Here is a 20,457-nt window from a genome sequence, read left to right on the forward strand (position 1 = left end):
AATGAACTGACGCTGAGAAGCCGGAAACCCGAACTGGTGGAACAGGAACTGTGGGGAGTTGTACTGGCCTACAACCAGCTGCGTTTTATGATGACGCAGATGGCCTGCAGCCTGAAAGGAGTGGAGCCTTATCAGATAGGTTTTAAGCAGGCGAGTCTTTATCTGACGGCCCAACTGAGTATCCTGCCGGCAGTAGCGCCGGGTAAAATACCAAAGCTAATCAAAGAAATACTGGATATGGCAGAGAGCTTTGTCCTGCCACCACGTAGGGTAAGACATTACCCAAGAGCGGTAAAAAAGAAGCCGCAACGTTACGCGTTACGGCTACCTTCAAAAGCTTAACTGACAAGCATTACTCCGCCAGGAGAGGGTTTTTTGTTTATTCGGTCACGCTTTCCCGCAGGGCTTTTACCGGGATCACTCTGACCTGCTTAATCATATTGTCCTGCACATCGAGAATATCGATGTCGTACTGCTCAATGCGTACGCGTGTGCCGACAGCCGGAATCTCCTCCAGCGCCTCCAGCAACATACCGTTAATCGTACGGGCTTCTTCTTCCGGCAATCGCCAGTTAAATGCTTTGTTCAGCTCGCGCACGCTGGCGCTACCGTCGATGATCACCGAACCGTCATTTTGCGGTGTGGCTTCATCGGCCAGCGCCGGGGACATGGAGGTCGTGAAATCGCCGACGATCTCTTCAAGAATGTCCTCGACCGTCACCAGTCCCTGAATATCACCATACTCGTCAACGACCAGCCCGACTTTCTTTTTATTGCGCTGAAATTTGACCAGTTGTGTGCTGAGTGGTGTACCTTCGGGCACGTAGTAAATTTCGTCGGCGGCGCGCAGCATCACCTCTTTGGTGAACTCATTCTTCTCGGTCATCAGCCGGTAGGCTTCACGTACACGCAGCATGCTGATGGCGTCATCCAGTGAATCGCGATACAGCACAATGCGCCCGTGCGGCGAGTGCGTCAGTTGGCGCACGATGGCTTTCCAGTCATCATTGATATCAATACCGACTATCTCATTACGCGGCACCATAATGTCGTCGACGCTCACCTTTTCCAGATCAAGAATCGACAGCAGCATGTCCTGGTTACGACGTGAGATTTTCGACCGGGATTCGTTAACGATGGTGCGCAGTTCGTCTTTGCTGAGCGCGCCGCTGACCACCACATCGGCTTTGATGCCAACCATGCGCATCAGCACGCGGGTGACGCCGTTAAGCAGCCACACCAGCGGCATCATAATCACCTGCAATGGTGCCAGCAGGAAGCTGCTGGGGAAGGCGACTTTTTCCGGGTAGAGCGCAGCGATGGTTTTGGGCAGCACTTCGGCGAATACCAGCACGACAAAGGTCAACACGCCAGTGGCAATCGCCACACCGGCGTTACCGTACAGGCGCATGCCGACGATGGTCCCTATCGCCGAAGCCAGAATATTAACGAGGTTGTTGCCAATCAGCACCAGGCTAATCAGGCGATCGGGCTTGCGCAGTAGTTTTTCGACACGTCTGGCCGCGCGGTTACCCTGTTTAGCCAGGTGGCGCAAACGATAGCGGTTCAGCGTCATCATTCCGGTTTCAGAACCGGAGAAATAGGCCGAGACCACGACCATGATTACCAGGGTAATGATCAGTGTCGTGGTGGAGATGTGTTCCAGGGGGAACTCCTTTGCGTGTTAGCTTACAATCTGTTGCAGGACGCGGCTGCCAAAGTAGGCCAGCGTTAAAATACCGGCGCCCGCGACGTTAAACCAGACGACCCGGCGACCGCGCCAGCCTTCATGATAATGGCCCCACAGCAGCACGATATAGACAAACCAGGCGATAATAGAGAGCACCGCTTTGTCGATATTTTCCATGCTGAACAGGTTTTTCACATAGAACAGGCCGGTGCAAAGCGTCAGCGTCAGCAGCACCACGCCCACCTGGGTGATGTGAAACATTTTACGTTCGATCACCATCAGTGGCGGCATTTCACTGCTGAACGCCAGCCGTTTGTTTTTCAGTTGATAGTCAATCCAGGCCAGTTGCAGGGCGTACATAGCCGCAATAATCAGTGTGGCATAAGAGAAGAGCGACAGGCCGATATGCACCAGCATGCCGGGCGTCGCTTCCAGGTGAATAATGTACTCATTCGGCACGAAAATGGCGAAGGCGAGGTTGATCAGCGCGAAGGTGTAGACAATGGGTAGCAGCAGCCAGCCGCGGTTTTTCGAGGCGACAATGGTCATCACCGTACAGATCATCAAACTGACCAGCGAACCGACATTCAGCAGGCTGAGGTTTTGCCCGCCGTCGTCCGGGAACAGGCGCTCTTTCAGCCCAAAACCGTGAAAAATAAGCGCGATCACCGCCGAAAGAATAGCCATTCTGCGCCATCCGCTGTTTTTTTGCAGCAGGCTGGGTACGATCAGCGCGATGCTGATTGAGTAGGCAATAAGAGCGATCAGAGCAAAAACGGGCATAGGGTGTCGGCAGTTGACTGAAGAAGAAAGAAAAGCAGTATAACGTCACGTGACGTTGGCTCCAACAGTTGCATCACATACAGGAGCAATGTCTTCATGTTATACTCCGGCAAATTTCTGTAATGCGTCGCCCTGGCGGCCAACCGTATCACCTCAGGCGAGAGACAATGTTTGATAATTTAACCGATCGTTTGTCGCGCACGCTGCGCAATATCAGTGGCCGTGGACGCCTCACTGAAGACAATATCAAAGATACCCTGCGCGAAGTGCGCATGGCATTGCTGGAAGCGGACGTTGCGCTGCCGGTCGTGCGTGACTTTATCAACCGTGTAAAAGAGAAAGCGGTTGGTCATGAAGTCAATAAGAGCCTGACGCCGGGTCAGGAGTTCGTCAAAATCGTGCGTAACGAACTGGTTGCGGCGATGGGCGAAGAGAACCAGAGCCTGAACCTCGCCGCGCAGCCGCCAGCGGTGGTGCTGATGGCGGGTTTACAAGGTGCGGGTAAAACAACCAGTGTCGGTAAGCTTGGTAAGTTCCTGCGCGAAAAGCACAAGAAAAAAGTGATGGTCGTTTCGGCGGACGTTTATCGCCCGGCGGCGATCAAACAGCTGGAAACTCTGGCGCAGCAGGTCGAGGTGGATTTCTTCCCCTCTGATGCCGCACAAAAGCCGGTCGATATCGTTAACGCGGCGCTGAAAGAAGCGAAGCTGAAGTTCTACGACGTGCTGCTGGTGGATACCGCCGGTCGTCTGCACGTTGATGAAGCGATGATGGACGAAATCAAACAGGTTCATGCCGCGATTAACCCGGTGGAAACGCTGTTTGTTGTCGATGCTATGACCGGTCAGGATGCGGCGAACACGGCAAAAGCCTTTAATGAAGCGCTGCCGCTTACCGGTGTAGTGCTGACCAAAGTGGACGGCGACGCCCGCGGCGGTGCGGCGCTGTCGATTCGTCACATTACTGGCAAACCGATCAAGTTTCTTGGCGTCGGCGAGAAAACCGAAGCGCTGGAGCCGTTCCATCCGGATCGTATCGCCTCGCGCATTCTCGGTATGGGCGATGTGCTGTCGCTTATCGAAGATATCGAGAGCAAGGTTGACCGCGCACAGGCTGAAAAGCTGGCGAATAAACTGAAAAAAGGCGACGGTTTTGATCTGACTGATTTCCTTGAGCAGTTGCGCCAGATGAAAAACATGGGCGGCATGGCGAGCCTGATGGGCAAGCTGCCGGGCATGGGGCAGATCCCGGATAACGTGAAAGCACAGATGGATGACAAAGTGCTGGTACGTATGGAGGCGATTATCAACTCCATGACGCTGAAAGAGCGCGCCAACCCGGACATCATCAAAGGTTCCCGTAAACGCCGTATTGCTGCTGGTTGCGGTATGCAGGTGCAGGATGTGAACCGTCTGCTCAAACAGTTCGACGACATGCAGCGCATGATGAAGAAGATGAAGAAGGGCGGGATGGCGAAGATGATGCGCGGGATGAAGGGGATGATGCCGCCAGGCTTCCCTGGGCGCTGATAAACGGCCTGGCTTTTTTGCCATTTTGGCACCGGGGTGTGCTCAAAATGCTCACGTACTCCGTGTACGCTCCGCTTTTTGCGCGCACGCCGACACCAAACTGGCTGCAACGGCGACGCCCTGGCTCAGTACACTAAAAAGCACGTGTCGATTGCTTTTTAGCAAAAAATGAGTAAAATTTTCGGGCTTTTAATATGACACCGGGCTCCGTTCCTCGATGGGGCCTGGTGTTTTATTCACACAAGAGGATGTTATGGTAACTATTCGTTTAGCACGTCACGGCGCTAAAAAGCGTCCGTTCTACCAGGTTGTTGTTACTGACAGCCGCAATGCACGCAACGGCCGCTTCATTGAGCGCGTTGGTTTCTTCAACCCGATCGCTTCTGAAAAAGAAGAAGGCACCCGCCTGGAGCTGGATCGTATTCAGCACTGGATTGGCCAGGGCGCTACTGTTTCCGATCGCGTTTCCGCGCTGATCAAAGAAGCACAGAAAGCAGCTTAATCTGTCACGGTGGTCATGATGAGCAAGCAACAAGCCGCAGTGGTCCCTGTTGAGCCAATTGTTGTCGGCAAGCTGGGATCTTCTTACGGAATTCGTGGTTGGCTCAGAGTGTTTTCCTCCACCGAAGACGCCGAAAGCATTTTTGACTATCAGCCCTGGTTTATCCAGAAGGCGGGTCAGTGGCAGAGCATTGAGCTGGAAAGCTGGCGCTACCACAATCAGGACATCGTCATCAAACTGAAAGGTATTGATGACAGAGATGCAGCGAATCTGATGACGAATTGCGAAATCGTCGTGGATTCCTCGCAGTTGCCGGAACTGGAAGAGGGTGACTACTACTGGAAAGACCTGATGGGTTGCCAGGTAGTGACTACTGAAGGTTACAGCCTCGGTAAAGTCGTCGATATGATGGAAACCGGGTCTAATGACGTTCTCGTCATCAAGGCAAACCTGAAAGATGCATTTGGTATCAAGGAGCGGTTGGTTCCGTTCCTCGATGGGCAGGTTATCAAGAAAGTCGATCTCACTACTCAAACCATTGAAGTAGATTGGGATCCTGGTTTTTAAACCTCCGGATATACGGTAAAAGACGGCGCTATGTGGATTGGCATAATTAGCCTGTTTCCTGAAATGTTCCGCGCGATTACCGACTACGGGGTAACTGGCCGGGCAGTAAAAAATGGCCTGCTGAGCATCCAGAGCTGGAGTCCGCGTGATTTCGCTCATGACCGGCACCGTACCGTGGACGATCGTCCTTACGGCGGCGGACCGGGGATGTTAATGATGGTGAACCCGTTGCGGGATGCCATTCATACAGCAAAAGCCGCGGCGGGCGAAGGCGCCAAAGTGATTTATCTGTCACCTCAGGGACGCAAGCTTGATCAAGCAGGCGTTAGCGAGCTGGCTACCAATCAGAAGTTGATTCTGGTGTGTGGTCGCTACGAAGGGATAGACGAGCGCGTAATTCAAACCGAGATTGACGAAGAATGGTCTATCGGCGATTACGTTCTCAGCGGCGGTGAGTTACCAGCAATGACGCTGATTGACTCGGTTTCCCGATTTATTCCGGGGGTACTGGGGCACGAAGCATCGGCAACGGAAGATTCCTTTGCTGACGGGTTGCTGGATTGTCCTCACTACACCCGACCTGAAGTGTTAGAAGGAATGGAAGTACCGGCGGTCTTACTGTCGGGGAACCATGCTGAGATACGTCGCTGGCGTTTGAAGCAGTCGCTGGGCCGAACCTGGCTTAGAAGACCTGAACTTCTGGAAAACCTGGCTCTGACTGAAGAGCAAGCAAGGTTGCTGGCGGAGTTCCAACGAGAACACGCGCAACAGCAACACAAACATGATGGGATGGCTTAAGTCACCCGAATATCAGTTTACCCAGGATAAGAGATTAAATTATGAGCAACATTATTAAGCAACTTGAACAAGAGCAGATGAAGCAGGACGTACCTTCCTTCCGTCCGGGTGATACCGTGGAAGTGAAAGTATGGGTTGTTGAAGGTTCCAAAAAACGTCTGCAGGCATTCGAGGGCGTGGTTATCGCTATTCGTAACCGCGGTCTGCACTCTGCATTCACTGTTCGTAAAATTTCCAACGGCGAAGGCGTTGAGCGTGTCTTCCAGACTCACTCTCCGGTAGTTGACAGCATTGCTGTTAAACGTCGTGGTGCTGTACGTAAAGCTAAACTGTACTACCTGCGTGAGCGTACCGGTAAGTCTGCTCGTATTAAAGAGCGTCTTAACTGATAAAACGCACGCACTACATCCAAAGCGTGTTATAGAACAAGGGGTTAGCATAATGCTAACCCCTTTTTTATTGGCGATGGCGGCAGAATGGCGGCAGCGGATCACCTGTGGCGGCACTGAATAGCGGTACTGAATAGCAGGCAAAAAAAAGCCTGCTGGCGCAGGCTTTGGGATGGAATATTGCCGGTATTATCGCCCGCTGTGGGGCGGTGCGGTTTCTGTCGCGCCAGGACGGACAATGTAGCGCGCCAGCGATTCGTGGGTCACGAAGGTGCAGCCGCAGTTGATGTTCTGGCACTGGTGGTAGCGTTCTTTGGTTTCGGTACTGAGATAGCGGCTCGAACGCGCATGAGCCGCTTCCTGGCATAACGGGCAATGCATCATTTTGTGATTTCTCCAGCGTGTTTATGCCAGTAATAATAAACCATTAACTCGCAAATGCAAGTTAATGGTTGCATTTGACGTTTCAGACGCTGGATTCCTCCATGTCATACTCCACGTTTCGGATGTCGGCTTCCAGATCCAGTTTTGTAATAAAGCCTTTTTGATCAATGCCATGAGTTAATTTTTTGATCACCCAGGGCGTTTTATTGATCACATCCTTAAAGCCTGATAACCGGATGGGCGTTTCCGACGCGATGTCGGCCCGTCCTTGTGCGAGAGTCAGGCTAAATAGCGCCGCATTTCTCTGACGTTGTAGCCATTCCGCTTCTGCTGCGCGGATGGCTTCATCTTTGGAGGCGAACATGTTTTGCAGGATGCTGACATTCTCTATTGAACCGGCGAGGTAATCCGTTGACGCTTGCTGTGTGTCGGCACTTTTACGCGTCAGTTTTACCTGTTTAACCTGCTTCTGCGGCGTTTTAGTATCCTGCCAGCGCGCAATGATACTGCCGTACGTCGTACGATCGGCTAAATCAAACGTATGAGAATCGCCATCGCTACGGCTGATAGTCACGGTTGATACGGCCTTACCGCCTCGTACGCATTTACCCGGCACAAGAAAAATCAGTACGCCCGATTTTACGGCTATTTCGGCGCCGTTGCGGATAGCCAGCCGAGTGAGAAACGCGATGTCACTCTCTTTGGACTGGTCGATATGCGCAATCTTAATACCGGCCAGTTCCGGCGAAACGCTGGCGCTCAGCGAATTGCGCCAGGCAATGTCTTTCACGATCTCACCGAGCGTTGTGTCATGCCATGACCGCTCTTTTGGGGTGTTCATATCATTGCGAAAATCGACGCTGCGCCCGGTAATCACTAGCTGATCCGGTGTGCCCTGATGCGTGACCTGGTCGATAATAAAACTTCCCATGTTGGTCAGCACCGAACCCTGTCGACCAATCGAGACGTTAACCTGTGCGTTTCGTTCCGGCATTTCGATTTTGCCGTCGCTGTCATCCAGCGTCAGCGTCAGCGTGTCGGCTTCAAAACCGCGGTTGTCCGTGACCGTGAGCGCGACTAATCGTGGAGCGAGCTTGGCGGTAATGTCTTTTTTTTCGTCTTTGCTGTTGCCGTTTTTTCCCGCAGAGGCGCTGCTGGTGCCACTGGCGGGTTTTTGGTTCAGCTCCAGCTTAAACGCGGGGGCGTCTCCCCGCGTCAGATCGTTATCGAGAGCGTCAATCATCCGCGACTCCCCAGCATTTTGGTGGCATCGTTGAGCAGTTTGCTGCCTTTCGTATACATATCTTCTGCTATGGAGAGCAGCGACTCGTCGACCCGGGTCAAATTCAGTGTGAAACTGATCTTACGCGGCGAGCCGTCGCTATAAAATTCGGAGCCGTTCTCTCTGACGCCGCTTATAACATACACACCGTAAATCATTCCCGTGCCGTCGATAAGCGGCCATTTTCCGCCCTGTTCAGCCATCAGGCGCAAGGCCGACAGCGACAGCACGCCGCCAGTCAGTTCCGGGTAGAGCGCGCCGGTCATTTCGAGGGTATCTTCGCCTGGACCGATATACTGATACGCCGCGCGTTTACCGACACGCGCGTTGCTGCTCCAGGTAAATGTAGAGTTGCGGTTCAGGTTCTGGAATGGCAGCGTTTGCCGCATAAAGACAAAAAGTCCCAGCGCCAGCATCATAATTAAAACCCTCCTGATGGATTGAATTGCGAAAGGGTACTGTTGCGTTTATTCGCCGCGTCCTGACGGAACAGATCCTGCAGGTAGCGCTCGTTGTTGCTACCGGGGGCGATATCGCCCTGTAACGTGACGTTATATTCCGTTTTGCTCTGATCGACATACGAATTACCACCAGCGGGTTTGGCTGCCTGGTAATTGTTAAAGCCCGGCATTGTGCTGGTTGGTTGGACGTAGCCGAATGTTGTCCCCGTCGCCGTTGCGTCCACCTGCGGTTTGGGGATCTCAATCGCTGGTTGCTTGTTCACGATGCCGAGTTTCTCCAGCAACCAGCCGACGCCTTTAATCAGCAATATCAGCGGAGTAAAGGGGAAGGTCAGCGCCCAAAACAGTGCCTTACCAAAGATCTTCCCGGCGTTGCCGCAGTTTTCAAGTGTCTGCTGGCTGAGCGTGATAGGGGCAATCAGATCGCTGAACAGGTTCTTGATTGCCGAAAGTGCGCTGCCAATGGCGTCGAAAACAGGCTGAAAAGGTACGAATAGCGCGGCGAGCGGGGCGAACGCGGCGCTAATCCCGGCCATTACCCCACCAAAGAATGCGCTAATCGGTTCCCAGTAGGTGTAGATGGCCAGCGCGGCGGTGGCAACAAGGGCAATTATGCCGACAATCGGTAGCGTGAGCGAACCGAGCACCGCCATAATCCCGCCGCAGACAGTGGTAAAGACGCTGCCAAAAGTAGTCGCGATGGTGATAAGCGTACTAATGCCAGTAAAGACCGGCGCGATAACGCCCGCCACGGTGCCAATCGCCCCGGCGACGCCGACCACGACGGCGGCAATCAGGCCGAAGGTTTGCACCAGCCCCTGGTTGTTCTGTACCCACTGTTGCAGTTGCCCCAGATACTGGGTGGCGGTTTGTACCAGTTGGCGTAAAGAGGATTCCTGGGTGCTGAAAATATCCACACTCAGCGACTGATAAACGCTTTGCAGCGCCTGTAAATCGGTACCGAGATTGCCCACCTGTGCAGCACTTACCGCATTTACCCTACCTGGCGTACTTGCTGTATTTGCCGGGATGCTCACTTCACTGCCAGGTTGTGCCGGTACGCTATTTTTCAGCGATTGCTCATAGCCTGGTTGTAGCAGTTTTTTGCCGATGTTGAAGCCAGAAGTGGCGACAGACATTCCGGTTTGTCCCACCGCAGAGACTTTCCCGGCGATACTCTGAATCGTTTGCTGGGCCGCCTGGATTTTTTCTGCGCGTTTTTGCCGGTTTTCCTGCTTCAGCGCCTGCTGTTGCGTGATGAGCTGCGCGCGATTATCGTTGATCTGGCTTTGCAGTTGCAGTTTTGCCGCTGTCGGCGCATTCGGCTCAATGCCTGCACGCAGCAGCGTTAATCGGTGGTCGATCACCGCTCCGCGCACCGTTTCGTGCTGTTGCTGAAGCGCGGTTATACGCTCCTGCGTGAAGTTAAGAATGCTGGCGTGGCTACGGGTCGGCGGACCTTGCTCCGTTAGCTTTTGCGCGCGCAACTGCACGGTTTGCAGGCGCAGGCTGAGTACTGAAAGGGATTTTTCGGCCTGCGTTAAACCCTCAACCTGGGCGAGCTGGCTGTACAGCCCGCTCAGATTTTTCTCCGTCTCTTTGATGTCGGCAGCAAGCGAAACATTCGCCGTTTGCAGGTTTTTAAACGGGCGCGTTGCCTGGTCAACAGCCGTGAGCAGTGCGTCAATATTTGTGCTGTTACTCATGTGTATTTCCGCTTCGCTGAAGCGCCTTTTCGCGCCATGTGATGAGCTCGCTCAGACTCAGGGGATAGAGTTCTGATGGCGGCCAGTGAAAAATCACTGCGATATCCGCCATCAAATCGTCAACCGACAGGTTGGCCGGAAAACTTACTGTGCCGAAACCGGCGACAAAAAACCGACCACCTTGCCTGCCAGCGCGACCATATCCGCCAGATCCAGCGCTGCGACTTCCTGTTCGGTCAGGGAAGGCGAGGTGATGCGCGGCAGCACTTTAATCAGCGCATCCACTTCAGCATTCGCCACTGCCGCCAGGCTCAGACCGCGCAGAGTGCCGGCATTCGGTTTCATCAGGGTAACAGCGTTGATAAGCTGTTCGCCGCGTTTGATTGGCGTTTCCAGGGTAACGACGTTATCAGTTTCGTTGCTCATAAAATCCTCGTGATTGCGTTAGCGAAGGGAAGTCCCGGCCAGCCAGGCTGACCGGGCAGGGGTTACAGGCCGATATTGCGGCGGTGCTGTTCGAGACGATCGACGCCGTTCACTTTTTCGATCATGTTGATGGTGTCGATTTCCACCAGTTCCTTGCCATCCATCGTCAGTTTGAAATAGGTGCAGACGACGGAGATTTTGGACTCGGTGTCTTCGCCCGGCTTGTTCTCGCCGGTGTCGATCTCTTTCTGACGACCACGCATCACCACTTCAACAGCGACCGTTTCACCGGTGTCATCGCGCTGGTAGGAACCAGCAAAGCGGATCGGCACTGCATCGGCGCTGGTTGCGCCATACAGTTCCCAGATAGTCTCATCCGGGAAGCCGCCCAGCGACCACTCCATTGCCATGGCGTCGTCATCAAGACCCATATCAATCGGCGCGATACCATTCATGCCTGCGCCACGGTAGTTCTCCAGTTTGCGGGTCAGTTTCGGCAGCGTGATGGATTTTGCGATCCCCTGATAGCTGTAGCCATTGAGGAACACGTTCATATATTTCAGTTTTCGCGGCATTGCCATTTATCAGGCTCCTTAATTGCTGTTGACCGAGGAGACCAGATTCGCCAGATATTTATCGGTGATACGCTGGCGTAAGGTCAGGTTTTCCAGTGGCGGCACCGGCGTATAGTCATAATCGATATACAGTTTCCCGGCTTTCAGGGTCTCGGCGTCATTGGCGCTCTCGTCGAACCAGCAGGTGGCATCAATGATGTAACCGTTGCTTTTCAGTTCGCGGAACTTGGCGTTGATACCGTCGATGATGTCGCGGATAAGCGTCGCGGTGATCGGTTTGTCGACCGCCCACATATGCGCATCCGCCATGGTGTCGGCGATAACCTGCGCGGTGCGGGTATAGTTTTCAAACAGGAACAGCGGATCGTCGGAGCAAGTACGGTTGCCCCAGAAGCGGAAGCCATCTTTGCGAATCAGCGTGGTCACACCCGCAGCGTTCAGCAGGTCGGCATCGGTGCCGGACTCCTGCAAATCCCAGAAGACCGGGGTGCTGATGCCGGTGACGCCATTCACACCAACGTTGGACAGCGTTTTGTGCCAGCCGACGGACTGGTCGATATACGCACGCAGGCCAAGTGCGCGGGCGGTCGCGTAGGCGGTTGCCGTCGCGTTCGCCACCGTATTCCAGGAGAGAAAATCCGGCCAGATCACCATCAGTTCGCGCTGACTGAAGTTCTCGCGATACTTAATCGCATCGGAAATAGTTTTGCAGCCCCAGGCGCTGACATAACCGAAGGCGCGCAGCTTCTGACAGACAGGTGCCAGCGCAGTGGCGACTTCCAGCGTGTCATAACCGGGAACGCCCAGAATACGCGGTTTCACGCCGGTGACGGCTTCAGCGGTCAGCAGCGCTTTCAGGCCAGTGTATTTGCCGTTTTCGTCGGTGGTGCCGATGATGTTGGAAATCGTCTGCGCCTGCGCATTATCGCCGCTGCCTTCAGCGACGCGCACAACGACGATAACCGGTTTTGCCTGGTCGGCAATGGCTTGCAGCGAAGAAGCCAGCGTACCTTTGGTACCCGCTTTGGCGATGGCACTTTGTACGCTGGTGACAAGCACAGGTTCATTCAGTGGAAAGGTTGCCGCATCGGCATCGCTGGCAGTACATATCATGCCGACAATGGCGGTTGAGACAGTGGAAATGACGCGCGTGCCGTCGTTGATTTCGACGACCTGAACGCCATGATGATAATCACTCATCCGTTTAACTCCGTGGTGTTGGGGTGAGTGCTATTCTCCAGGCCGCAGCGGCTTCGCGCTATTTGTTGGGGTTGGTTAAGTCACAGTACAACTGTGGGAGAAATGTCTCGCTCAATTACCCATCGCGACCATTTAACATATGGGGTTCATTTAGCCCAAAAACGATTGTTTGTAGTTGGTATCCTTTACTAACCATTTACAATATACGAGAATTCTGCATTATTGAGTTACGGATAACTCACTGCTCAACCAAATAATTAGAGAATAAGTGCAGTATTTATGATTGTTTTTAGTATTACTATGAAGAAATGCTTCTTGATATTCGTTTAAATACTCTTGTTGACGTTGTTGATCGCTTTGTGATTATGGAATCAACTCATACATTTACCGGCAAGCTAAGAAACTTGCGCTTCAATATTGAAAAGTTCACCCGTTTTAAAGGACAAAATTATCCATGTCGTCCATGATGAGAAACCTCTTAAGAAAAAAATGAATGGGGTTGCGGACGAAGTTGGTGCACGGGCGAACGAAACGGCCCAGAAAAACGCTATTAGCAAGGCCTTAAGTATGCACAGGATGATGATCTGATCCTGGTTTCTGACGTTGACGAAACATTTTCTCCAGAAGAAATCTGCGCAATTAATCCTAAAAAATTCTATACTTCGCTGCACATGGCTTTTATAACTACCAGTTTAACTTACGAGGATTTAACCCAGATGGCAGCGAAAAACTGTGTAAGCTGTCGCGAGCAACGACCTTACGCAATTTAAGGGGGTATTTTAAAGGCAAACTGGAAGACTTCAGAAACATTGAGAAATCCTGCCTGAACAAATGCTTTATTTCGAAAAACCTCTTTAAACTCCGTCGCGCGATTATATCTGCTGGTTGGCACTTCTTATGGATTATGCTCCCGGAGCACATTTCGAAGAGGATGTCTACAATCTTGCATGCCGAGTATGATCTCCCCTATCTCAATAGTAATGAACAGATTATTGATGTGCTGCCAATGCAACAGATATATGGATCGTGACCGTGAAATGGTGCGGCAGGAATTAAAAAAAGATAAATTCCTGCCCTGCTTGTGTATAACACGGATAAAATTAAATACTCACATCCTGTGACCCATCAGCCGGTTAAATAAAACATTTAACTGGCTGGCTTATCCGGCCATTGTGGATTATGGATATCAACGCGATTCAGCGTAACCCGGTATGTTTTCCAGGCAACAAGACTAGTTTCATCCTCTCCCGTAGCCATACCTAATTCAACAGCATCCTGAAGTATCGAAATCATGTTATTTGCCTGAGTTAATAGCTCCAGCTTTTTGCGTTGTGCTTCTGCCTCATCGTCCACGGGCGCGGCAGTGATTTTCCCACCATCAAAAATAAATGCTCCGCCGATTGCTTTTTCTCCCGCAGCGGTAAATTCACCCGGCACATTCTCCGGCGCGATTTCCACCACAATCTGATTAACCGGAAAAATTTTGCTCGCATCATAAGAAAAGTGGACGATTTCTTTTGAATCCGGATTAAATGATATCTTAAGCGTTTCAGTCGACAGCGTCTTAAGCCACCGATACCAGTCGTTATCATTCTCATCTTTCAGAAAAACTACATTCATTCCCGGAGATTTTGCGATGTAATATAATTCAAGTTCATCGGGTGAAAGTTTTGCAACATCCTCCGGTGTGTATCTGCCCCATTTCTCTAATGGTTCATATTTTTTAAATACGCCTGATTGCATTGTCATTAAGCCACCCATGCCGTGTACCAGTTTCCGCCGATGTTATATTGAATATAACGATATTGTATTGCTGTATAGTCTGCCTTTTGCATCGACGCAGTTACAACAGCCCCATTTGGTGCATAGGCAAAATTATTAGCATTATTCCCGTTATTTGTTTCTCCTAATGAAGCTAATCTGATGCCACCTTGCAGGAAATTAGCACCCACCCACGAAGACCATGCAAAATTACCGCCGACCCATGCTGTTGTTGCATAAGGGCTTAAATCCTGAATATATCGCGCGTCGAAATTGCTGTAGTTTCCGGGTACTATTTGCCCGGCCATTTGCAAAAGACCGGTTCGGACATTGATATAGCCCGCCATCCCCTCATTCCCGGTAAGTGTGGAATAAAAACCTATCCCATACCAGGATTTAATCATCATGTTGGCGCTTTTAAAGCTGGCATCATCATTACCGAAGGTAATACCGGTCTGCTTATCCGCAACCCAGAATCCATTGTGCAGATTCAGCTCTCCGCTAATGATTCCTCCGGCTGCATCAATACTGGAGACCCATGCGCTCCACATCCCGTTATAAAGCGTCCGGACGAAAGAGCGGGAATTATTATAAATACGGTAAATCTGCGTAATGCCAGCGTGCTTATATACCTCAAGCGAACCGGCGTAAGGGGCCGGGTAGTTAGCACCCACCGCTGCATATTCATTATGGGCCTGATAATACAAGCCAGGTGTCAGAAAGGCGTTGAGATCTGCACCGTTTCCGATTTCTACAGCCTGACCATTGAAGATATCCTGTGCCGTTACGTTGATATCGTCGGATAAAGCCCGGCCATTGACCTTACGGATTAGCGGAACCCGGCCATTTGCATTGTCATTAGCAGCCTTAACCGCTTTCGGCGTTGCTGCGAGCGTCTCAGACGCGTTATCGGTCGCGCTGTTAAGCTGGACAAGCCCTTTCTGCGTCGTGGTCGCGTCCTGTGCCGTGTATTTGCCACTGGCGAGGTCCCATGCCGCTTTCACCGCTTTGGGGGTGGCGGCGACGTTCTCCGCTGTGCTGTTTGTGTCGTTGCTGAGCTGTGTAAAGCCTTTGTCCGTCAGTGTGGCATCTGGGTGACGTCGCGATTGCTCATGCTCCGCGAGTTTGTCATCCACATACTCCTGTGTGGCCATCACGATGGAACTGTCAATAGCTAGCTCAACGGAGGTAACATCGGACAGCATAATCACCATGCGCAGGGTCTGAGCCCGTCCGGAACCCTCTTCGAGTTTTGGCTTATAGCTTTCGGCCATATTGCCGACGGCGACCAGTGTACCGGTGTCGTCATAAAGCCCCATTTCACGTAGCCAGAAACCGCCCGTTTCTGGAGGGATAACCAGCTCGGCCACCACGTAGTTTTTATATTTGTTGTCCTGGCTGATTTTATTCAGCGTCTGGCGCCAGACCTCATTCACCAGCTTCGTCTGTCCGGCGTTCGGTTCAGGTAGCGTACCGCCGCCATCACCGACGGCCATCGCGGTGATATTCACCTTTTTCCCACCCGGCGTCAGGGCCGCCGCGAATTTTGTTGCCCCTGCCGTGGTGACGACGGTTTTGTATTTCATTGCCATTTTCTCACTCACTCCGGATAAACAGTAGTAATGTCGCCGCCATAATTCAGGCCGCCGGTATAGAGATAACCAGCAACATCCTGAATGATATTCAGCCCAATGAGATGGCGGCTGGCGGGCTTCGCATCATTGATAAGCCGTTCCATCTCGAAAAACATCTCCTCGGTAATACCGGTTTCCAGTACACCAATATCAAGGCGAAATGTGCCTGGTGGATCGTCGGTCTCCCACCACTCGGTAACATTAATGAGATAGCCGAGCGGCTCGACCACACGCCGCACCGCGCCGATAGTGCCTTTATGACAATGGATAAAGTACGCGCTACGGATAACGTCCCGTTTCGTCTCCTCCGGCCAGTTTTCGTCCCAGCGGTCAACGGAAAACGCCCATGCCAGCCACGGCAAAAGGCTGGCCGGACAAATATCAGGGTTCCACAGGCGGCGCAGCGGTATTGGGGTGTTTTCGATCTCAGCACAGGCGCGCGCGGCAGCCACCTCAAGTGGTGATGAACCTACCGGTAGCAACCGCGAATCACTCATCGGAACCTCCAACAACAATCTGGTAATTTGTGCAGTTTGAAGCCTGCGTTTTATCGAGCACGATATCGTCCAGCGGCGCGGCCAGCTCAACGCGCTGTACGCCTTCTACATGTAATGCTGCGTAGATTGCAGATTTTCGAATATCACGGCCGAGGCGGTGCTGGGCGCTGATATAACTCTGAAGTTTTGTTTCGGCGGCTCTGCGTATCGGTTCGCTCTCCGGACCAGGGTAAAGATAAAGCGTGGCGTTAATCTGATAATCGACAATATTGGCCGACTGCACGGTGAGCCGGTCAGCCACTGGCCTGACATCTTCATCATTCAGCGCAATACGCACAGTGGTAAGCAGGTCATCCGGTGCCACGCCGTTCCCCTCACGCGATAACACTGATACCGTTACCATGGCGGGTTCCGGGCTCATCACTGAAATATCTGCGACACGCCCGTCTGCACTGAGACCGTGGAATTCATAAGCACCGATTGAACCCGCGACACTCATTCCTTCCAGCGCCTGCTGAATGCGCAGTCGAAAATCGCTGTCCGATTCCATTACTGCGGCAACAGGCGGGATAGCGTCCTCATTGGCAGGAGCGATCTCAAGACGAGATACGTTGTAATTTGCCCCAATGACATCCAGATCGTTACCGGATGCATAAGCCAGCATAGTGGCGCGGGCGGCTTCATTAACGCGCTGGCGCCACAGCACTTCGCGGTAAGCATTCTCCTCGAGAAACTTGGTCAGCGGCTCGGATTCCAGCGCCAGTGTCCGGGCGATGGCCTCCTGCTCGTCGGCAGGAAACAGAGATACCAGCGTCGCTTTGCGCTCAGCGAGAATCGTTTCGTAGTCGAGCGCTTCGATAACGTCTGGAGCAGGAAGCTTGCTCAGGTCAACAATCGGCATGGTTTTAACTCACTGGAAGGGTTAACGAAAGGGATTCGCCGGTACTGGCGAGCTGGCCGGTCAGATTGACAATCATCTTGCCGTCGAACTGCCGCTCGGTTGTCACTGAGCTCAGCGTGATACGCGGTTCCCATTTCAGCAGCGCCATATAGCAGGCGGCCTGAATCTGCAGCGTCAGCGCCGGGGTTTGTGGCTGGTCGAGCATCTCAAACAGTAGCGAGCCATAATCGCGGCGCATTACCCGTGAGCCAACAGGCGTGCGCAGAATATCGCTGATGCTCTGGCGGATATGTTCGGTATCGGTCAGGCGCTGGCCGGTGGTGCGGTCAAAGCCACTGTATTGCACTGTCATAGAGGCGCTCCTGTGGTACCGCCGCTGTCGCCGGGGTGTTGATGGGTATGCAGTACTTTGCCGTTAGAGGACAACGAACCACCGCTGTGCGAGATATTGCCGCTCATCGTGCCGCCTTTTTGCACCTCCAGCGTGCCGGTGATGAGCTTGTTGGTACAAACTACTTCCGGGGTATCAAGCGTGATGCGGGTGGAGGCGACAACCTTCACTTCCGGCACACTGACGGTTACGGATTGGGACGCGGTGATATCGGCGGTTTTAATGCCGCTGACTTTCAACGCGCTGTTTTGTGGTTCGTATTCGAACACCGCGCCATCAGGGAAGGCGACATGCCAGGCGTCCGCCGAAACGGCTGGTGCCGGGTTGTCGTCAGAAAAAATGCCTGGCAGCACAAAAGCGGTGTCGAGCTCGCCGCCGACCGCCAGCAGTAAAACCTGCTCGCCGACCGAGGGTGCCCACCATGTACGTGAATGTCCGGCGCGGTGGGTTAACCACTGCAACCACTGAGTAACGATGCCGCCTGTCTGCACTCGACAACGCCCGGAAGTCAGGTCGATGTCGACGATAATCCCGGTACGGATCATATTGCGCAGTGCGCGGGCCATTTCCTGGAGCGAGAGTTGTGTGTTCATAGCGGAAATGATGCTATGCGGCCCCGTCTTTGAAAAACGGACAAGGCTGTCCGGTTTTTGGCACAACGCGGGGCGCATTTTCGGGCATTATGAAACCCAGCGGCTCACCAGTTCACCGTTGATATAGAGTTCAACCGGGCGGGTAACCAGTGCTGGCGGCAACGGCTCCGGTAGCGTCTCAGCGTGCAGCGCGCCATCGACTTCCGTTACTTTGGTACGCTCGGTCAGTTGCAGGATAATCGTCAGATCCTGCGTGCCGTCGCTGTTGGTCGTCAGTGACCAGCTAAAGCAGCCGCGCTGTCCCGCTTCGACGGTGAGAATGTCCGGCTGGTTGTCACGCAGCCAGGCCATGACTGGCACAAAAATCGTATCGATATCGCCGGAAAAAGCGCTGATGGCGACGTTGAGGTTGAACTGTTTTTCAAACGACAGCGAAGGGGCAAACGTGGCGATATTGCTGCCTTTGTCCACCCACAGCCGCAGCGTATCGGGGTTGTTGTGCAGCGCCGGGACAGCATCAGTCAGGGCGTTGCGCAGCGTGTTGGGTTTTAGCATTTATCTCATCCTGGCAGTGTTTAACAGTTTCAACTTGCAGTGCACAATTCTCCAGTGCGCGCTCAAGCTGACGGATATCGGCGCTTAAATCGCCGTTAGTTTGCGGATCGCTGCCCGGCATCGGACACAGGCTGACCTGCGGACAACGGTTGTAAACAGTGACCGGCAGAGGGGCAGGCGGGGCGCTGGTGCACCCGGCGCACAGCATCAGGCAACTGAGTGTTATACCAGCGGCGAAAGGCATCATTTTCATGGAGTAACCTTGTGATGGTTTGTTCGCGCCGCATGGCCTGTTCGCTGGCGGCATTAAGTTGCTGACGCAGCGCCACCTGCGCTTGCTCGTTATTGGCCGCCAGCTCATCAGCGGCGGCGTTCTGCGCTTTTAATTGCGCGATGGTATTGTTTTGCTCGTGCGTAAGCTGGGTGGATTGCGAAAGCGCACTGCGCAGCGCATGGTTTTGCTGCACCAGCCATATTGCGCCCAGCACAGTGAGCAGCAGGGCAATCAGTCGGGCTGTCATTTCACCCCCTTCAGGCACCAGGCGCGCTCGCGCTCGCGGCGGTTTTCCAGACCGCGATTGCGATCGCCGTTGATAAACACCCAGCGCGGCAGCTGATCGCAGGCCGGTTGCCACTGTTTGTGGTTGATAAACCACATCAGCGTCGAACGGCAGGCGGCAGTGGTACCGACGTTAAAGGCGAAACTGACCACCGCGTCATAGACCTGTGATGGCATGGCAACTGGCGCACAGGCTGCCAGCCGTCGCTCAACATGCAGTACATCGGCAACCAGATTCACCGCCGCCTCTTTTTCGCTGATATCCCGTGTTGGCGCGACGCCAGCGGTGTGGCCAATGCCGGATGTCCAGACGCCGGCGCTGCACTGGTACGGCCGCAGACGACAGCCTTCCAGATCGGCAATCAGCGCCAGCCCCTGCTGCGAGGTATGCAGTAAACGAAAATCCGGTACCAGCACCGCCAGTGCCAGCACGACCACGGCGCTACAACGCTTAACGGGTAAATCCATTCATCACCTCCTGGCTCATGGCGCAGGATTTCAGGAACAGATAGCTTTTGCGGCGGTAATACCAGTTCACGGCGACGGTGACGGCAACGCCCAGCGCGCCGAACCAGGCTGCGAAATCCTGCGGTGTCATCGCACCGAAAAAGGTCAGCGCGACGCTTATCCAGTACGCCAGCGACGAGGTGACTTTTTCGATAGTCAGGCCCATAGATTCACCGTTTCTGTCTGCGTCGGTGCCTGCGTTTCTGGCAGATTGACCGGAGTACCGTAAGGCAAAATCACGCCCAGATCGGCAAGGCCAGGATTGGCCGCCAGCACCGTTTCAACCACACCCTGGGTGTAGCCGTAATAGCGCAGGCAAAGGAGATCGAGCGTATCGCCCTGTTGTGTGATTACATTCATCGTTTTCGCGTCTCTTACCGTCAGGAAGGATTTTTCCCACCATTAAGTCTCCAGACCGGAGCAGGCGGACGCTATCTGTCGCCGCTGGCTGTACGCTGGCACAACAGGGCGAAAGTAGTGTAAAGCTGGAAGGGGCGGCCTGAAACGGTGCAGGTATGATCTGGCGCGCAGGCCGCCGTAAGCGGCGCGGTCTGGCCGCTATTCTACATGGTAAAAGATGTCTCTTTCCTGCGCGGTCGCGCTTTCGCTTTCTGCCATGTCGGCAATCAGCCACAGCGCCATTTCCAGCTCTTCCTTTTTGCAATGGTGGAGCAGCGATAACTCGGCAATAAACCTTACGCACGCCCATTTCCGCTGAGCGCGTTCATTCCGTTCAGACACCATGAATCCCCTCATGAGTTCTTTAC

The 20,457-nt window shown here is 53.3% G+C and carries 29 protein-coding genes and 1 pseudogene; 7 read left to right on the top strand and 23 right to left on the bottom strand.

Annotation, left to right across the window (positions count from 1 at the left end):
* Positions 1-342 (top strand): annotated as a pseudogene (locus tag GA0061070_RS19645) (IS4 family transposase); the annotation flags it as partial.
* A gap of 37 nt (positions 343-379) precedes the next feature.
* Here GA0061070_RS19645 and GA0061070_RS19650 read toward each other — a convergent pair.
* Both GA0061070_RS19650 and GA0061070_RS19655 read right to left on the bottom strand, forming a co-directional pair.
* Complete coding sequence (locus GA0061070_RS19650; RefSeq protein WP_090137662.1) at positions 380-1,666, bottom strand: HlyC/CorC family transporter; 1,287 nt, start codon at positions 1,664-1,666, stop codon at positions 380-382.
* 18 nt (positions 1,667-1,684) lie between these two features.
* Positions 1,685-2,473, bottom strand: coding sequence for a cytochrome C assembly family protein (locus GA0061070_RS19655; protein WP_090137663.1), 789 nt, complete (start codon positions 2,471-2,473; stop codon positions 1,685-1,687).
* A 167-nt stretch (positions 2,474-2,640) separates the two neighbouring features.
* Between GA0061070_RS19655 and ffh the strand changes: the two genes are divergently transcribed.
* The 5 genes from ffh to rplS all read left to right on the top strand — a co-directional run bounded on the left by ffh (position 2,641) and on the right by rplS (position 6,258).
* A complete protein-coding gene (gene ffh, locus GA0061070_RS19660) occupies positions 2,641-4,002 on the top strand; it encodes a signal recognition particle protein (RefSeq protein ID WP_090126412.1) in 1,362 nt (453 codons plus the stop codon).
* 253 nt (positions 4,003-4,255) lie between these two features.
* Positions 4,256-4,504 (top strand): 30S ribosomal protein S16, encoded by a 249-nt coding sequence (gene rpsP, locus GA0061070_RS19665; RefSeq protein WP_090137664.1) that lies wholly within the window; start codon positions 4,256-4,258, stop codon positions 4,502-4,504.
* A gap of 18 nt (positions 4,505-4,522) precedes the next feature.
* Positions 4,523-5,071: a ribosome maturation factor RimM gene (rimM, locus tag GA0061070_RS19670; protein ID WP_090137665.1), complete on the top strand. Its 549-nt coding sequence runs from the start codon at positions 4,523-4,525 to the stop codon at positions 5,069-5,071.
* A 30-nt stretch (positions 5,072-5,101) separates the two neighbouring features.
* A complete protein-coding gene (trmD, locus tag GA0061070_RS19675; protein ID WP_090137666.1) occupies positions 5,102-5,869 on the top strand; it encodes a tRNA (guanosine(37)-N1)-methyltransferase TrmD in 768 nt (255 codons plus the stop codon).
* 41 nt (positions 5,870-5,910) lie between these two features.
* Positions 5,911-6,258, top strand: coding sequence for a 50S ribosomal protein L19 (gene rplS / locus GA0061070_RS19680; protein ID WP_002914145.1), 348 nt, complete (start codon positions 5,911-5,913; stop codon positions 6,256-6,258).
* A 189-nt stretch (positions 6,259-6,447) separates the two neighbouring features.
* Here rplS and GA0061070_RS19685 read toward each other — a convergent pair whose 3' ends face one another.
* The 8 genes from GA0061070_RS19685 to GA0061070_RS19720 all read right to left on the bottom strand — a co-directional run bounded on the left by GA0061070_RS19685 (position 6,448) and on the right by GA0061070_RS19720 (position 12,292).
* Positions 6,448-6,642, bottom strand: a complete 195-nt coding sequence (locus GA0061070_RS19685) for a DNA-binding transcriptional regulator (protein ID WP_090137667.1) — start codon at positions 6,640-6,642, stop codon at positions 6,448-6,450.
* Positions 6,643-6,724: 82 nt separating this feature from the next.
* Positions 6,725-7,885: a contractile injection system protein, VgrG/Pvc8 family gene (locus GA0061070_RS19690; protein ID WP_090137669.1), complete on the bottom strand. Its 1,161-nt coding sequence runs from the start codon at positions 7,883-7,885 to the stop codon at positions 6,725-6,727.
* The gene (locus tag GA0061070_RS19695) at positions 7,882-8,343 is read right to left on the bottom strand and encodes a phage tail protein (protein WP_090137671.1); all 462 of its coding nucleotides are present in this window, start codon (positions 8,341-8,343) and stop codon (positions 7,882-7,884) included. The genes GA0061070_RS19690 and GA0061070_RS19695 overlap by 4 nt, the downstream gene beginning before the upstream one ends.
* A 2-nt stretch (positions 8,344-8,345) precedes the next feature.
* Positions 8,346-10,091, bottom strand: a complete 1,746-nt coding sequence (locus GA0061070_RS19700; protein ID WP_090137673.1) for a phage tail tape measure protein — start codon at positions 10,089-10,091, stop codon at positions 8,346-8,348.
* Positions 10,084-10,203, bottom strand: a complete 120-nt coding sequence (locus GA0061070_RS19705) for a GpE family phage tail protein (RefSeq protein WP_061493592.1) — start codon at positions 10,201-10,203, stop codon at positions 10,084-10,086. The genes GA0061070_RS19700 and GA0061070_RS19705 overlap by 8 nt, the downstream gene beginning before the upstream one ends.
* Positions 10,204-10,235: 32 nt before the next feature.
* Positions 10,236-10,517, bottom strand: a complete 282-nt coding sequence (locus tag GA0061070_RS19710) for a phage tail assembly protein (RefSeq protein WP_007370715.1) — start codon at positions 10,515-10,517, stop codon at positions 10,236-10,238.
* A gap of 62 nt (positions 10,518-10,579) precedes the next feature.
* Positions 10,580-11,098 carry a phage major tail tube protein gene (locus GA0061070_RS19715; protein ID WP_090137676.1) on the bottom strand — a complete coding sequence of 173 codons (519 nt, stop codon included), beginning with the start codon at positions 11,096-11,098 and terminating at the stop codon, positions 10,580-10,582.
* Positions 11,099-11,110: 12 nt separating this feature from the next.
* Positions 11,111-12,292 carry a phage tail sheath protein gene (locus GA0061070_RS19720; RefSeq protein ID WP_090137678.1) on the bottom strand — a complete coding sequence of 394 codons (1,182 nt, stop codon included), beginning with the start codon at positions 12,290-12,292 and terminating at the stop codon, positions 11,111-11,113.
* A 365-nt stretch (positions 12,293-12,657) separates the two neighbouring features.
* Between GA0061070_RS19720 and GA0061070_RS26045 the strand changes: the two genes are divergently transcribed.
* A complete protein-coding gene (locus GA0061070_RS26045; protein WP_244153175.1) occupies positions 12,658-12,759 on the top strand; it encodes a hypothetical protein in 102 nt (33 codons plus the stop codon).
* 679 nt (positions 12,760-13,438) lie between these two features.
* On the opposite strand, the gene GA0061070_RS19730 is transcribed toward GA0061070_RS26045, so the two are convergent.
* The 13 genes from GA0061070_RS19730 to GA0061070_RS19785 form a co-directional block, all read right to left on the bottom strand.
* Entirely contained in the window at positions 13,439-14,053 is a 615-nt protein-coding gene (locus tag GA0061070_RS19730) for a tail fiber assembly protein (RefSeq protein WP_090137680.1), read from the bottom strand.
* Positions 14,041-15,645 carry a phage tail-collar fiber domain-containing protein gene (locus GA0061070_RS19735; protein WP_244153173.1) on the bottom strand — a complete coding sequence of 535 codons (1,605 nt, stop codon included), beginning with the start codon at positions 15,643-15,645 and terminating at the stop codon, positions 14,041-14,043. The genes GA0061070_RS19730 and GA0061070_RS19735 overlap by 13 nt, the downstream gene beginning before the upstream one ends.
* An 8-nt stretch (positions 15,646-15,653) precedes the next feature.
* Positions 15,654-16,184, bottom strand: coding sequence for a phage tail protein I (locus GA0061070_RS19740; RefSeq protein WP_090137682.1), 531 nt, complete (start codon positions 16,182-16,184; stop codon positions 15,654-15,656).
* On the bottom strand, positions 16,177-17,085 hold the full coding sequence (locus GA0061070_RS19745) for a baseplate assembly protein (RefSeq protein ID WP_090137685.1): 909 nt from the start codon (positions 17,083-17,085) through the stop codon (positions 16,177-16,179). The genes GA0061070_RS19740 and GA0061070_RS19745 overlap by 8 nt, the downstream gene beginning before the upstream one ends.
* A 4-nt stretch (positions 17,086-17,089) precedes the next feature.
* On the bottom strand, positions 17,090-17,437 hold the full coding sequence (locus tag GA0061070_RS19750) for a GPW/gp25 family protein (RefSeq protein ID WP_090137688.1): 348 nt from the start codon (positions 17,435-17,437) through the stop codon (positions 17,090-17,092).
* Positions 17,434-18,069, bottom strand: a complete 636-nt coding sequence (locus GA0061070_RS19755; RefSeq protein WP_090137690.1) for a phage baseplate assembly protein V — start codon at positions 18,067-18,069, stop codon at positions 17,434-17,436. Before GA0061070_RS19755 ends, GA0061070_RS19750 begins: the two co-directional genes overlap by 4 nt.
* A gap of 87 nt (positions 18,070-18,156) precedes the next feature.
* The gene (locus GA0061070_RS19760; RefSeq protein ID WP_090137691.1) at positions 18,157-18,624 is read right to left on the bottom strand and encodes a phage tail protein; all 468 of its coding nucleotides are present in this window, start codon (positions 18,622-18,624) and stop codon (positions 18,157-18,159) included.
* Complete coding sequence (gene lysC, locus GA0061070_RS25625) at positions 18,587-18,832, bottom strand: Rz1-like lysis system protein LysC (protein ID WP_244153174.1); 246 nt, start codon at positions 18,830-18,832, stop codon at positions 18,587-18,589. The genes GA0061070_RS19760 and lysC overlap by 38 nt, the downstream gene beginning before the upstream one ends.
* On the bottom strand, positions 18,720-19,145 hold the full coding sequence (lysB, locus tag GA0061070_RS19765) for an Rz-like lysis system protein LysB (RefSeq protein ID WP_090137692.1): 426 nt from the start codon (positions 19,143-19,145) through the stop codon (positions 18,720-18,722). Before lysB ends, lysC begins: the two co-directional genes overlap by 113 nt.
* Positions 19,142-19,651 carry a lysozyme gene (locus tag GA0061070_RS19770; RefSeq protein WP_090137694.1) on the bottom strand — a complete coding sequence of 170 codons (510 nt, stop codon included), beginning with the start codon at positions 19,649-19,651 and terminating at the stop codon, positions 19,142-19,144. Before GA0061070_RS19770 ends, lysB begins: the two co-directional genes overlap by 4 nt.
* The gene (locus GA0061070_RS19775) at positions 19,635-19,856 is read right to left on the bottom strand and encodes an HP1 family phage holin (protein WP_090137696.1); all 222 of its coding nucleotides are present in this window, start codon (positions 19,854-19,856) and stop codon (positions 19,635-19,637) included. The genes GA0061070_RS19770 and GA0061070_RS19775 overlap by 17 nt, the downstream gene beginning before the upstream one ends.
* On the bottom strand, positions 19,847-20,050 hold the full coding sequence (locus GA0061070_RS19780; RefSeq protein ID WP_090137698.1) for a tail protein X: 204 nt from the start codon (positions 20,048-20,050) through the stop codon (positions 19,847-19,849). Before GA0061070_RS19780 ends, GA0061070_RS19775 begins: the two co-directional genes overlap by 10 nt.
* Positions 20,051-20,248: 198 nt before the next feature.
* Entirely contained in the window at positions 20,249-20,434 is a 186-nt protein-coding gene (locus GA0061070_RS19785; RefSeq protein WP_090137700.1) for a hypothetical protein, read from the bottom strand.
* Between the last annotated feature and the right edge of the window lie 23 nt (positions 20,435-20,457).

Origin of the sequence: Kosakonia oryziphila (assembly GCF_900094795.1) — a bacterium.
Classification (GTDB): Bacteria; Pseudomonadota; Gammaproteobacteria; order Enterobacterales; family Enterobacteriaceae; genus Kosakonia; species Kosakonia oryziphila.